The organism is Novosphingobium flavum (assembly GCF_014230315.1).
In the GTDB taxonomy this organism is placed as follows: domain Bacteria; phylum Pseudomonadota; class Alphaproteobacteria; order Sphingomonadales; family Sphingomonadaceae; genus Novosphingobium; species Novosphingobium flavum.
The window spans coordinates 179,887-193,545 of sequence record NZ_JACLAW010000004.1 but is presented as its reverse complement, the minus strand read 5'-3'; the positions used below and the strand labels follow the sequence as shown (position 1 = coordinate 193,545).

Here is a 13,659-nt window from a genome sequence, read left to right as displayed (position 1 = left end):
CACCGCACCGAACACGGTGGGGCGCCAACAGATCGGATTGCATGCGACGCGCTCGCTTCGGGTGAAGTGACGATGGCGGGCGCCAGAACGTGAGAGAGGATATCGAGATGGCTGAACAGAAATGCGAGATCGCCTGGTTTTCAGCGCTCTGCGACGACGACTATGAGTTTCTCGGGGTTCCCGACCGCTACCTGCAATCCAGCTGGGAACACTGCCGCAATATCGTCATGCGGGCCGAGGAAGGCGGCTTCGACAATATCCTCCTGCCATCGGGCTATCAGCTCGGCCTCGACACCACGGCATTTGCCGCGGCGGTGGCGACGCAGGTGCGGCGCATGAAGTTGCTGTGGGCAACGCGCATCGGCGAGGACTGGCCGCCGCAGCTGGCACGCCGGATCGCCACGCTGGAGCGGATCCTCGGGCCCAACGCGGCGGGCACGGGCGGACGGCTCAACGTCAACGTCATCTCTTCCGACATGCCCGGCGAGAAGCTGGAGAGCGGCCCGCGCTATGCCCGTGCCACCGAAGTGATGAAGATCGTGCGCACCCTGCTGAACGGGGAGCATCTCGACCATCAGGGCGAGTTCTACCAGCTCAAGCTCGATCCGCCGCGCATCGGCACGATTTCGGGGACCTGTCCGGCATTCTATTTTGGCGGCCTGAGCCACGAGGCGCGCGAATGTGCGGCCGAAGGTTGCGACGTCTACCTGATGTGGCCCGACACGATGGACAAGGTGCGCGAGACGATCGCGGACATGAAGGCGCGTGCCGCCCGCTTCGGCCGGACGCTGAAGTTCGGATACCGCGTCCACGTTGTCGTGCGCGAAACCGAGGACGAGGCGCGCCGTTATGCCGATCGCCTCCTGTCCAAGCTGGACGAGGAAGCGGGCAAGGCGATCCGGGAAAAGTCGCTCGACGCCAAGAACTTCGGCGTGCAGCGCCAGGCCGAACTGCGCGGCGCGGCGGACGGCGACGGCTTCGTCGAGGAAAACCTGTGGACCGGCATCGGACGAGCCCGATCGGGCTGCGGTGCCGCGATCGTGGGCACGCCCGACCAGGTGCTCGCCAAATTGCGCGCCTACCAGGCGGAAGGAATCGAGGCATTCATCCTGTCGGGCTATCCCCATGCGCAGGAGGCCGACCTTTTTGCGCGCCATGTCCTGCCGCGCATCCAGCATGGGCCCCTGGAAGGCTGACCGGCGAAAGATTGCATCATGGCGAACGACATGTTCGATCTCGTTGTAGTGGGCGGCGGCGTGAACGGCTGCGGCATCGCGCGCGATGCCGCAGGCCGCGGTGCGCGCGTGCTGCTGCTGGAGGCCGGCGACCTTGCGAGCGGGACCTCTTCGGCTTCGACCAAGCTCATCCACGGCGGCCTTCGTTACCTGGAGCACTATGAGTTCGGGCTGGTCCGCGAGTCCCTCACCGAACGGGAGCGGCTCTGGGCGATTGCCCCGCACATCATCCGGCCCATGCGGTTCATCCTGCCTTATGTGGCAGGCTTGCGGCCGCGCTGGCTGCTGCGCCTGGGGCTGTTCGTCTACGATCACATTGGCGGTCGCAAGCGGCTGCCTGCGACGGAGACGGTTCGCCTGCCCGGGCACGTCGGCGGTGAACCGCTCAAGAGCGAGTTCAAATCAGCCTTCATCTATTCGGATTGCTGGGTGGATGATGCCCGGCTGGTCGTGCTCAATGCCCGCGACGCGGCCGATCGCGGCGCCGAGGTGCGCACGCGCTGCGAGGTCGAGCAGTTGGAGCGGTTGGCGGATCGCTGGCGCATTGCCACCAACCAGGGGGTTTTCGAAGCTCGCGCGGTGGTGAACGCGGCAGGCCCGGCAGTGCTCGACCTGCTGGGCCGTGCGGGACTGCACGGCGACCGGCGCATGCGCCTGGTTCGCGGATCGCACATCGTCGTGCGGCGGATCTTCGAGCATGATTTCAGTTATTTCTTCCAGCTGCCCGACGGGCGGATCTTCTTCGCGATCCCCTACGAGCAGGATTTCACGCTGATCGGGACGACCGACCGGGATCATCAGGACGGCCTCGGCAAGGTGCGGGCGAGCGCGGAAGAAATCGCCTATCTGTGCGAGGGCGCCAATCGGTATTTCCGCAAGCAGATTGCTCCGGGCGATGTCGTCTGGTCGTACTCGGGGGTGCGTCCCCTGCTTGACGACGGGTCGAGCAAGCCCGAGGCCGCCACGCGCGGCTACCGGCTGGAACTGTCCGACCCTGCGGAAGGGCCGCCACTGCTGTCGGTATTCGGCGGCAAGATCACGACCTATCGCCACCTTGCCGAGGAAGCGGTCGACAAGCTCGCTTCGCGGCTGGAGCCGCTGCGCCAGCCGCACTGGACCGGCAATGCGGCCTTGCCAGGCGGCGATTTCGAGGTTGGCGACGTGCCCCGTTTGATTGCGGACCTGACGCGGCGCTATCCATTTCTCGCGCCGGCCTGGGCGCTGCGCCTGGCGCGCAGCTATGGCACACTGGCAACGGACATCCTGGGCGATGCCAAGGAACTTGCCGATTGCGGGCAACATTTCGGGGCTGGTCTCACCGAGCGGGAGGTGCGCTATCTTGCGGCGCGCGAGTGGGCGCGAACTGCCGACGACATACTCTGGCGCCGGACCAAGCTCGGCCTCCGGTTGAACGCGGCGCAATCAGCGGCCCTTGCAGCATTTCTAGATGGAGAGGAACCGGTATGGCGCTCAGCATCGTAGCAATCGGCGGAACGGTTTCGGCCGGAAGCACCACCGAACTGGCCCTGCGCCTTTCCGCGGCGCGAGCCGGGACACACGGTGCGCAGGTTTCGGTATTCGGGGGCGAATATCTTGCCGCGCTTCCCCATTATCGCAGCGCGGCGCATCGGCCGGGCGATGGCGAGGCCCTCGTCGAGGCGGTCCGGTCTGCGGACGGGATAATCATCGCTGCGCCGGGCTATCACGGTTCGATTTCCGGGCTGGTCAAGAACGGACTCGACTATCTCGAGGACCTCGCCAAGGATGCGAGACCCTATCTCGACGGGCGGCCCGTTGGCCTCATCGCAACGGCCTATGGCGATCAGGCGACCATGAGCACGATGAACACGCTGCGCAGCATCGTGCACGCATTGCGGGGATGGCCAACGCCCATGGGGGCAACGGTGCGAACCTATACCGGCCTGTTCTCGCCCAATGGCGAATGCCTCGATGACAGGGCCAGGATGCAGCTTGAGATCGTCGGAGATCAGGTTGTCCAGGGGGCACTGGGCTTCGCCGGCCAGAGAGCCGCGCTGTGACGCGCCTCCAGACAGCGCTCGACGCCATCGGCGAGGGCAAGATCATCGTCATCACCGGCGACAGGCTGCGTGGCGGCGACATCGATTTTGCCATTGCGGCAAGGCACGTGACCCCCGATGCGGTCAACTTCATGGCGACGCATGGCCGAGGGCTGATCTGCCTCGCGATCACGCCGTCACGCGCGGTGCGGCTCGGGATCAGTTTGCTTACCGCCGGGGCGGAACGGCAATCGGGCAGGCCGTTCGGCCGATCGATCGAAGCGCGGAGCGGCGTGACGACCGGCATATCGGCGGCCGACAGGGCCGAAACGATCCGCGTTGCGACAACGGAGGGCAAGACCGGCGACGATCTGGTTTCGCCCGGTCATGTGTTTCCCTTGATCACGGTGGCTGGCGGAGTGCGCGAAAGGCCTGCTGCCGCCGAGGCCGCGATCGACCTGTGCCGCCTGGCGGGCGCGGGTGAGGCCGCCGTGATTTGCTCGATCATGCGCGACGACGGGGAAATGGCCCGCGTTGACGACATCGCGGACCTTATCGCCAAACACGACATTGCGGTGGCCGACATCACGGAACTGCTCGCAGCGCTCGATCAGGCAAATGGTGGCAGTTGATACCGGGGCGGTCAGCCAGAGAAATCGGAGAGGCATGGTGCAGGAACGTCCACTTCTTATCATCGACGAAGGGACAACGTCGACCCGGGCGATCCTATATTCGGTCGCCGGAGAGATACTGGGGATCAGCCGGCGCGATATTACGCAATATTATCCGTCGGAAGGCCGCGTCGAGCACGATGCGGCCGAGATCTGGGACAAGACGCTGGCCTGCGCCCGGGACATGGTTGCCCAAGCTGGCGGTGGCGACCGGATCGGCGCAATCGGGATAACCAACCAGCGAGAAACGGTCGTGGCGTGGGATCGCAAGACCGGTACGCCATTGACGCGGGCGATCGTCTGGCAGGATCGCCGTACGGCGGAGCGGTGCCGGGAACTGCGCGATGCCGGTCATGAACCCATGATCCAGGAGCGCACCGGCTTGCTGGTCGATCCGTATTTCTCGGCGACCAAGATGGCGTGGATCCTGGAGCATGAGCCGCTGGCCCGGGAACTCGGCGACCGCCTCGCGTTCGGTACGGTCGAAAGCTGGCTGGTGTGGAACCTGACGGGCGGTCTCCACATCACGGATGCCAGCAATGCCAGCCGAACGATGCTGATGCCGATCGCGGGCAACGACTGGGATGACGAACTGCTTAAGCTTCATGGCGTTGCGCGCTCAAGCCTGCCGGAAATCGTCGACATGGCAGGGCAATTCGGGTCGACCCGTGCCGACCTCCTGGGGGCGGCGATCCCGATCTGCGGGCTTGCCGGCGATCAGCAGGCGGCGACCATAGGGCAAAATTGCCGGGCGCCTGGCGACGTGAAGGTCACGCTCGGGACAGGGGCATTTGTCCTCGCAAATGCCGGTTTCAAGCCGCCGCGCTCGACTCATCGCCTGCTTGGCACCGTGCTCACGCAGCTTCAGGGCGAGAGGGTCTATGCGCTCGAGGGCTCGATTTTCGTCGCGGGCAGCCTGGTGAAGTGGCTGCGCGATGAAATGCACATGGTGGGTTCGGCGGCGGAAACCGAGAGCCTGGCGACCTCGGTGCCCGATAATGGCGGCGTCTGCATCCTGCCCGCCCTGTCCGGGCTCGGCGCGCCACACTGGCGCGCGAATGTTCGCGGCGTGATTGCCGGGCTTTCCCACGCCACCGGCCGCGCGCACATCGTGCGCGCCGCGCTTGAGGCCATGGCGCACCAGATGCACGATCTCAAGCAGGCCTACGAAGGCGATGGGTGTGCGTGGCGGACGCTGCGGCTTGATGGCGGCATGAGCGCCAACAACTGGGTGGCGCAGGACCTGGCGGACGTGCTGGACCTGCCGGTGGAGCGGCCGCGGGACGTCGAGACGACCGCTTTGGGCGCTGCCATGCTGGCAAGCGTTGGATGCGGCTATGATGCATCGTTGCAGCAGGCAGGCCGGATGCGCCCGGAGGTGTCGTACTTTGCGCCGAGGATGGAGGAAGAGCGCCGCGCGGCGCGCCTTGAGCTGTGGCACGAATTGCTGACGAGCCAGCTGGCACAATGCGCCGCTTGATTTGACGGGCCAGCGGCAACCGGAATGTACCGGCATGGCGCTCACCCTCGCAATCAAGCGCCCGGGGCATGGTTTGAATGTCCCGGCGCATCCCCGTCCCGGTAGCGTGGGAGCGGGGAGATGAACGATGAAGATCCTGCTTGCCGAGGACGATCCGGAACTGGCCGAAGCTCTCGTCCGCCTGTTCCAGCGCGAAGGCCTGACCATCGATGTCGCTCGCAACGGCGAGGACGCAGTCCATCTCGGGCGCAGCGAGGCCTATGACTGCGCCGTGCTCGATCTTGGCTTGCCCAGGCTCGACGGCCTGGAGGTCCTGCGGGAATGGCGCCGGGCGGGGCTCTCGTGCCCCACGCTGATCCTGACGGCGCGTGACGGGTGGAGCGACAAGGAAGCGGGCTTTACCGCCGGGGCCGACGATTACCTGACCAAGCCGTTCCTGGCCAAGGAACTGCTGCTGCGCCTCAAGGCCCTCGTGCGGCGGTCGCGCGGGCCGGCGGACCGGGTGATCCGTTGCGGCCGGCTGAGCCAGGATATCCTGAGCGGGGCGTTCTACATGGGCGAGGACATCCTCTCGCTCACCGCGTTTGAAACGCGGCTGCTGGAGAAGCTGCTGCACAACAAGGAAATCGTGGTCCAGCGCAGTTCGCTGAGCGACTATCTCTATGGCTATGCCGACGATGTGGAGAGCAATTCGCTCGACGTGATCATTGGCCGTCTGCGCCGCAAGATCGGCCGCGAAATGATCGAGACGGTGCGCGGTCTTGGCTATCGGCTGACAGCCCGGCAAGGATGAAGCTGCGCCTGACCATTCATCAGCGCATGGCGCTGGTGGCGATCATCGTGCCGGCGGCGGCCGTCTACACCGCGTCCTACGTCACGACCACCGTGGTCGGGCTGGCGATGATGCGCAACCTCGACGACAAGATCGATTCAGAAGTGCGCATACTCGAGCGCGCGGTGGGAGCGGATGGCCGGCTAGAGCGCGGGATGCTCTATCCCTTTCCCGAACTGCAGCATCCCGCCAACGGCTGGGGCTGGCAGGTGACCTCGGCGCGCGGGAGCTGGCAGGGCGGCGAGCCACTGCTCAATGCCCGGGCGCCGGATGTGCAGCGCAACGCGGTGGACAACATCGTGACGGTGTTCGGCGAGAATCCCGAGGGCCAGGCCATGCACGCCCGAAGCAGGGTGGCGCGTCATCCCACGGGCCCGGTAACGGTCACCGTCATGGCCCCGAACTTGCTGGTGGACCGGGCCATCGCCGATACCCGCCGCGTGCTGACCGAGGCACTCCTTGCCGCCTATGCCCTGCTGGTCGTCGGTGCCGGGCTGGTCGTGCGCTTTGGCCTGCGCCCGTTGCGGCAACTGGCTGCCGAGGTTTCCGACGTGCGCATGGGCAAGGCGCCCGCCTTGTCGGCGGGCCTGCCGGGAGACATCAGCGCGGTGGCGAGCGAGGTCAACGCCCTGATCTCGCGCAACGATGCTGCGCTGGAGGCGGCGCGGCGCAATGCGGCGAACCTCGCCCACGCCATCAAGACCCCGCTGTCCACGCTGTCGCTCGAACTTGAAATGCACCAGGCGGATCCGAAAAGCCTCGCACTGGTGGCGGAGATCGGCCAGCGCGTGACCCATCATCTGCGGCGCGCGCGCCACGCCGGCGCGGCGCTCGGCACAAGGGCAAACGCCAATGTGGCCGAGACGGCCGAGCGGATGCGCGCCACGATGGCGATGATCGGCGGCAACACAGGCGCGGCGATCGTGCTTGAGATACCCGATCCCACCCCGGTCGCGGTCGATCCCGAGGATCTTGGCGAAATGCTCGGCAACCTGATCGAGAACGCCTGCCGATTTGCCGCTACCCGGGTGACCGTTGCGGCGCAAAGCGCAGGCGCGCGCGTCCGGATCGCGGTGGAAGATGATGGCCCCGGCATCCCCGGCGATCAACTCGAACGCGTGGTACAGCCCGGCGTCAGGCTTGACGAGGTTGCCGGAGGCTATGGGCTCGGCCTGTCGATCGTGCGTGAACTGGCGGATCTCTATGGCGGTTCGCTCTCTCTGGCGCGTTCGCCCCGCTTCGGCGGCCTGCGGGCGGTGCTGGATCTGCCCTGCCGCGCGCAAGGGCATCAGCCGGTTTGAGCTTGCTAGTGCGCCTCGGCGCAATGCCGCGCGACGAAATTCGGCTCATTCACATTCGGTTTAAATTGCCGCCGCAAGTTCGCATCGCAGAACAGGCCGGGCCGATCAGCCCGGCATCAAGGGAGCGGTAAGGCATCGCGCCGCGGGCGCGAATTCCAGTCATCCGCCAGATTTTGGCCGTCCGGACCTGTCCGGCCGGAACGAACCCTTGCGCCCGTGCCGCCAGCTGCATGGGCCGCCGAGGGCCGGAGAAACAGGCGGGCGCCGGATTGGCGCCGGCCAAGCAAGAGGGGAATGACATGACGAGGAACGCAGGGGCCCGGCTGCTGGGCAGCACGATCCTGATCGCGGCAAGCGTGGCGCTGTGCGGCGGCGCACAGGCGCAGGAAACGCCCGCCGATGCGCCGAACGCGCAGGACATCGTGGTGACCGGTTCGCGCCTGATCACCAACGGCAACAACAGCCCGACCCCGGTCACCGTGGCCTCGGCCGAGGAACTGCTCCGCACCCAGCCGACCACGCTGGTCGCCAGTCTCAATGCCCTGCCCGAATTCGCCGGTTCGAAGGGGCCTTCGTCGGGTTCGCAGTCGGGGCCGCCCAATGGCGGCAATGGCGCGGCCTCGCTGATCAACCTGCGCAACCTGACCCCCGATCGCACGCTGATCCTGCTCGATGGCCAGCGCTTCCCGCCCACCCTGTTCACCGGCGGCGTCGACGTCGACGCGATTCCCGAAATGCTGATCCAGCGGGTCGACGTGGTGACCGGCGGCGTCTCGGCGGTATATGGTTCCGACGCGGTGGCCGGCGTGGTCAACTTCGTCACCGACAAGACCTTCAAGGGCGTCAAGGTCATCGCCCAGTCGGGCATCTCCACTTACGGCGATGATTTCAGCTACAAGCTGGGCGTGGCAGCCGGCGGCAATCTGGGTGACAACCTCCACGTCGAAGGCAGCGTCAGCCGTTATCACGACGATGGCGTGCTCTCCCGGCAGGACCGGGCCTGGCTCAACAACTATGCCTTCGGCGGCAATGGCACCGCCGCCAATCCCTACACCCTTTACGGCAACGTCCGTCAGTCGAACCGCTCGTTCGGCGGCCTGATCTCGTGCGGCACCTGTTCGCTCAACGGCTACGTGTTCAACGCCAATGGGGTGGCGACCGCGTTCAATCACGGTGTTTCCACCAGTGGCAACAACACCGAAGTCGGCGGTGACGGCGCCTACAACGACTCGGGCATCAAGTCGCCGCTGACGGCCGACCAGATATTCCTGCGCGCCGATTACCAGGCCGACGGCGGCCCGCACATGTTCATCCAGGGCGCCTGGAACCACAAGAAGAACCTGCAGTACTACGGCTGGGCGACGCTCAACAACGTCACCCTGTCGAGCACCAATCCCTATCTGACCTCCGACCTGCAGACCGCCCTGAGCGCGGGCGGCTCCACCTTCAAGCTGACCAAGATCTTCAGCCAGGCGCCGCTGATGGCCAACAATGCCGATGAGAAGCAGCTCTATCTCAACACCGGCATCGACGGCGATCTGGGCAAGTTCGGCTGGGCCCTGACCGGCACTTACGCCGATACCAAGCTGGTCGACACGATCACCAACAACCCCGACAACCAGCACATCGCCGAAGCGCTCGACACCGTGCTTGACGGCAGCGGCAACGTGGTCTGCCGGGCCAAGCTCAACGGCACCGATCCCTCGTGCGTCCCGCTCAATCCGTTCGGGCCGACCTCGGCCAGCGCCGCGGCCATGTCCTATGTCCTCGGGACCACGCACCTCAACGTCCACACCAAGTTCTACGACGTGCTCGGCCATATCGACGGTACGCTGTTCGACCTGCCGGCCGGGCCGTTCAAGGCCTCGCTTTCGGGCGAATGGCGCAAGGTCACGCTGCAGTACGATACCGATCATCCGTTCGACGAATATGTCTCCTGCCCCTATACGCCGCTGGCCAACTGCAACACGGCATCGAGCCGTTATGGCCAGGTCTATGGCAACCGGTCGGAAATCGCCCAGTACGTGAAGGAAGGCGCGCTCGAGGTGAGCGTTCCGCTGCTGGGCAACCTGCCGCTGGTGCGGGACCTGACCTTCAGCGGCGCGGCCCGCTACACCAGCTATTCGAACGCCGGGGACTACTGGACCTGGAAGGCCGGGCTGATCTGGAAGCTGACCGACGGCCTGACCGCGCGCGGCACGCTCTCCCGCGATATTCACGCGCCGACGCTGTACCAGATGTACCAGGCGATCAGCATCGTGCCCAGCACCGGCACCGACTACCTGACCGGCGCGGGCAACGTGGCCTACAACACGGTCAACAAGGGCAACCCGAACCTGAAGGCGGAAAAGGGCATCACCCGGTCGGCCGGGATCGTGTGGCAGCCGGGCAGCCTGCCGGGCTTCAGCCTCGCGTTCGACACGTTCTACATCAAGGTGAAGGACGCAATCCAGCAGGTGCGCGGCTGGGACCAGGCGGTGCAGAACGCTTGCTACGCCACGGCTTCGACCGGCTATGATTCGCCCTATTGCAGCCTGCAGACCCGTCCAGCCGGCTTCACCTCGACGGCGACGACCAACAACGTCACCGCCATCGCCGCGCAGTATCTCAACATCGCCTCGGTCTCCACTTACGGCTTCGACATGGAGCTGAACTATCGCGGCGAAGTGGCGGGCCGTCCGGCCTCGTTCCGCCTGCTCGGGGTGTACCAGCCGCACATCCGCATCCTGCAGCCGGGCGTTACCCCGTTCGACTGCGGCGATGCCGCCAACTGCGCCGCGAACTACCAGGCCACGGCAGCCCTGCGTATCACCGCCTCGGCGCACTACGAGGTGACCAGCGGCTTCGCGGTCGACCTGCAGGAACGGTTCCGCGGTGCCATGCAGAACACCGGCCAGGTGGCCAGCTCCTATAACAGCAACGGCGCGAGCATCATCTATGCCAGCAGCGTCAAGCCGCTGGCCTATACGGACCTGACCTTCACCTTCAAGGTCGATGCGCCGGCCCATCCGGAGTTCTTCGTCAACGTGACCAACCTGTTCAACACCCAGCCGCCGCTGACCGCCGGTTCGGGCAACGACGGCGCCGGCGGCCCGGGGCAAGGCTGGGCCAATGCCTTCGACGATCCGGTCGGCCGCTATTTCACCGCCGGCATCCGCGCCCGGTTCTGATCTCCCTCGAGGACGCGCGCCATGCGACCCGGCGCGCGTCCTCACCCCGTTTTCTGCCCCACCTGCAAGGAACCAATTGAACGTGCCCCCATTCCGCCGACTTGCCCGTCTCGCTTCCGCAACCGCCCTCGCGCTGGGGCTCACCCAGCCCGGGCTTGCCGCGGCGCAGGAGCAACCGATCCGCACCACTTTCGTGCGCCATGCCTCGGCCGTGCTCGGCCTGCTTTACGAGCCCGCCACGCCGGGGCCGCGCGCGAAGATCGGCGTGCTGGTCACGCATGGGGGTGACTATCTGGCGTTCCCGGCCTGCTCCGAACTGGCCAAGCGCGGTTACCGCGTTCTGTGCGAATACCCCAGCGGCGACGATTTCGACCGTACGCTCAAGGAAACCGGCATGGCCATGACCTGGCTGAAGCAGGTGCCGGGCGTGGAAAAGACCGTGCTGCTGGGCCACAGCGGCGGCGCCACGATCGTGACCGCCTACCAGGCCATCGCCGAAAACGGGATCGCCTTCTGCCAGGCGGCGGAAAAGATCCACAAGTGCCCCGACAATCTCGCCGGCCTGCCCAAGGCCGACGGCGTGGTCCTGCCCGATGCCAATATCGGCAATGCGGCGATGATGCTGTTCAGCATCGATCCGGCCGTGACCGACGAGACCACCGGGATGAAGACCGATCCCGCGCTGGACATGTTCAACCCGGCCAACGGCTACCGCAAGGGCGGGACCGCCTATAGCCCGGAATTCACCCGCCGCTTCTTCGCCGCCGAGGCTGCCCGCTACAATCGGCTGGTCGGCTATGCCGAGCAGCGCCTGGCCCTGATCGAGGCCGGCAAGGGCCGGTACAGCGACGACGAACCGCTCGATATTCCGGGGGCCAGTTCGCTGGGTCCGAACAACAAGCTCTATTCGCAGGACACCCGGCTGCTGTCGTCATCGCGCGAAGCCTGGCCATTGTTCCACAAGGATGGATCGACCAGCACCGGGATCGTCCATTCGGTGCGCGTGGCCGAGCCGGTCGAACCCAAAACCGCCAGTTTCGGCTTCGCGGCGATGAAGACCACGGTGCGCAAGTTCCTGTCGGGTTCGGCGATCCGGGTCGATCCGGACTTCCACTATGACGAGCACGCCGTGCACGGGGTTCACTGGACTTCGACCTATGCCAGCCCTCCGGGCAATGTGGAGCAGGTTTCCGTGCCGCTGCTGACCCTTGGCATGACCGGGCACTGGGAAGGCCTTGCCGCCGAGGAAATCTACAACCACGCGAAAAGCGCGGACAAGTCGATCGGCTTCATCGAGGGTGCAAGCCACATGCTCGACACCTGCAAGGCCTGCGAAACCACGCCGGGCCAGTTCGGCGACACGACGAAGACCACCTTCGACGCGATCGATGCCTGGTTGAGCAAGGCCGGGCGCTTCCTGCCCTGAAACTGAAGCGGCGTTGGCATGGGCGGTCACCTACCCCCGCCAGCGCCGCCCGTATCGGTGCCCCCCGTTCAGGGACGCCTGGCGAGAATGGCCGCCGTGGTCGTGTGGGTGTTGCGCGGGGTCGGGGTCGGCATCTGCTGGACGCGGCGCACGTTGAGCCCGTGCCCCTTGGCCTCGGTGCACAGCTCGCCGTCGCGCATCACGAAGCGGCCGCGCACCAGGGTGTGGATCGGCGCGCCCTTGGCGGTCCAGCCGTGGAAGGGGGTCGAATTGCCCTTCGACTGGAGCTCGCCCGATTCGACCACGGTCTCGCGGTCAAGGTCGACGATCACGATGTCGGCGTCCGAGCCCGGCAGCAACGCACCCTTGCGCGGATAGAGGCCGAAGGCCTTGGCCGGGGCGAGCGAGGTCATCCGCACGTACTGGGTGATCGGCATCCGCCCGGCCACGACCTGGCTCAGCATCAGCGGCATCTGGGTCTGGACGCCGGTGAAGCCGCAGTCCGCGCTCCAGATGTCCTCGCGGTGCTTCTCGTCGTGGCTGTGGGGGGCATGGTCGGTGGCGATCATGTCGATCGTGCCGTCGGCCACGCCCTGCCACAGCTGGTCCTGGTGAACCTTCTCGCGCACCGGCGGGTTCACGCGGATCAGCGACTTCTTGTCGGTATAGGCATGCTCGTCGAGCAGGAGGTAGTGCGGGCAGGTCTCGGCGGTGATGTCCACCCCGCGGGCCTTGGCCTCGCGCAGCGGACGCAGTTCGTCGCCCGAGGAAACGTGCAGGATGTGGATGCGCGCGCCGGTCCATTCGGCGAGGATCGCGGCGCGCGCCACGGCTTCGACCGCCACGACCGGCGGCCGCGCGTCGAGGTGCGCGAGGGGATCGCACCGGCCGGCAGCCTGCAGCTTCGTCTGGCGGCGAGCCATGATCGAGGCGTTTTCGGCATGAAGCGCAACCCGGTAGCCATGCTTGGCCACGATCTCGAACCCTTCGAGGATCGCGCCCGACGGCGGCGAGGGCAGGTTGCCGAAGGTATTGCCCATGAAGCACTTGAAGGCCGCCACGCCGCCTTCGATCAGGGCTTCGAGATGGTCGAGATTGTCCTCTCCGAGGAGGCCGTAGATGCCGAAATCGACATAGGCCGCCTCGGCCGACTTGAGCTTGAGGTTGAGCGCCTCCACCGTGCCCGTCGGCGGGTTGGTGTTGGGCATCTCGAACACCGTGGTCACCCCGCCCATGGCCGCGCTGGCCGTGCCGGTTTCCCAGGTTTCCTTGTGGGTATAGCCCGGATCGCGGAAGTGGACATGGGCGTCGATCGCGCCAGGCAGGAGGTACTTGCCTGCGGCGTCGAGCACCTCGCGGGCCTCGGGCATCGCCTCGGCCCCGCCGATCGCCAGGATCGCGCCGTCCTTGATCGCGATCGAGGCGGGGAACATGGCGCTGTCGGTGACGAGCGTCGCGCCGTTGATGACGAGGTCGGCAATCATGGCAGTCTCTTTCATTCTCGGGGCGCCGGCGAGCGAGTCGCC

General features: G+C 66.2%; 10 protein-coding genes. 9 read left to right on the top strand and 1 reads right to left on the bottom strand.

The window, feature by feature from the left end:
* Positions 1-107: 107 nt before the first annotated feature.
* The 9 genes from H7F51_RS06720 (at position 108) to H7F51_RS06680 (ending at position 12,133) form a co-directional block, all read left to right on the top strand.
* Complete coding sequence (locus tag H7F51_RS06720; RefSeq protein WP_185663465.1) at positions 108-1,196, top strand: LLM class flavin-dependent oxidoreductase; 1,089 nt, start codon at positions 108-110, stop codon at positions 1,194-1,196.
* An 18-nt stretch (positions 1,197-1,214) separates the two neighbouring features.
* Positions 1,215-2,717 carry a glycerol-3-phosphate dehydrogenase gene (locus tag H7F51_RS06715; RefSeq protein ID WP_185663464.1) on the top strand — a complete coding sequence of 501 codons (1,503 nt, stop codon included), beginning with the start codon at positions 1,215-1,217 and terminating at the stop codon, positions 2,715-2,717.
* Positions 2,699-3,274, top strand: coding sequence for an NADPH-dependent FMN reductase (locus H7F51_RS06710; protein ID WP_185663463.1), 576 nt, complete (start codon positions 2,699-2,701; stop codon positions 3,272-3,274). Before H7F51_RS06715 ends, H7F51_RS06710 begins: the two co-directional genes overlap by 19 nt.
* Entirely contained in the window at positions 3,271-3,885 is a 615-nt protein-coding gene (locus H7F51_RS06705) for a 3,4-dihydroxy-2-butanone-4-phosphate synthase (protein ID WP_185663462.1), read from the top strand. Before H7F51_RS06710 ends, H7F51_RS06705 begins: the two co-directional genes overlap by 4 nt.
* Positions 3,886-3,922: 37 nt before the next feature.
* Positions 3,923-5,404: a glycerol kinase GlpK gene (locus H7F51_RS06700; RefSeq protein ID WP_185663579.1), complete on the top strand. Its 1,482-nt coding sequence runs from the start codon at positions 3,923-3,925 to the stop codon at positions 5,402-5,404.
* Positions 5,405-5,531: 127 nt separating this feature from the next.
* The gene (locus H7F51_RS06695; RefSeq protein WP_185663461.1) at positions 5,532-6,197 is read left to right on the top strand and encodes a response regulator transcription factor; all 666 of its coding nucleotides are present in this window, start codon (positions 5,532-5,534) and stop codon (positions 6,195-6,197) included.
* On the top strand, positions 6,194-7,537 hold the full coding sequence (locus tag H7F51_RS06690; protein ID WP_185663460.1) for a sensor histidine kinase: 1,344 nt from the start codon (positions 6,194-6,196) through the stop codon (positions 7,535-7,537). The genes H7F51_RS06695 and H7F51_RS06690 overlap by 4 nt, the downstream gene beginning before the upstream one ends.
* Positions 7,538-7,836: 299 nt before the next feature.
* Complete coding sequence (locus tag H7F51_RS06685) at positions 7,837-10,707, top strand: TonB-dependent receptor plug domain-containing protein (RefSeq protein ID WP_185663459.1); 2,871 nt, start codon at positions 7,837-7,839, stop codon at positions 10,705-10,707.
* A gap of 76 nt (positions 10,708-10,783) precedes the next feature.
* The gene (locus H7F51_RS06680; protein WP_185663458.1) at positions 10,784-12,133 is read left to right on the top strand and encodes an alpha/beta fold hydrolase; all 1,350 of its coding nucleotides are present in this window, start codon (positions 10,784-10,786) and stop codon (positions 12,131-12,133) included.
* Positions 12,134-12,201: 68 nt separating this feature from the next.
* Here H7F51_RS06680 and allB read toward each other — a convergent pair whose 3' ends face one another.
* Positions 12,202-13,617 (bottom strand): allantoinase AllB, encoded by a 1,416-nt coding sequence (gene allB / locus H7F51_RS06675; protein ID WP_185663457.1) that lies wholly within the window; start codon positions 13,615-13,617, stop codon positions 12,202-12,204.
* Between the last annotated feature and the right edge of the window lie 42 nt (positions 13,618-13,659).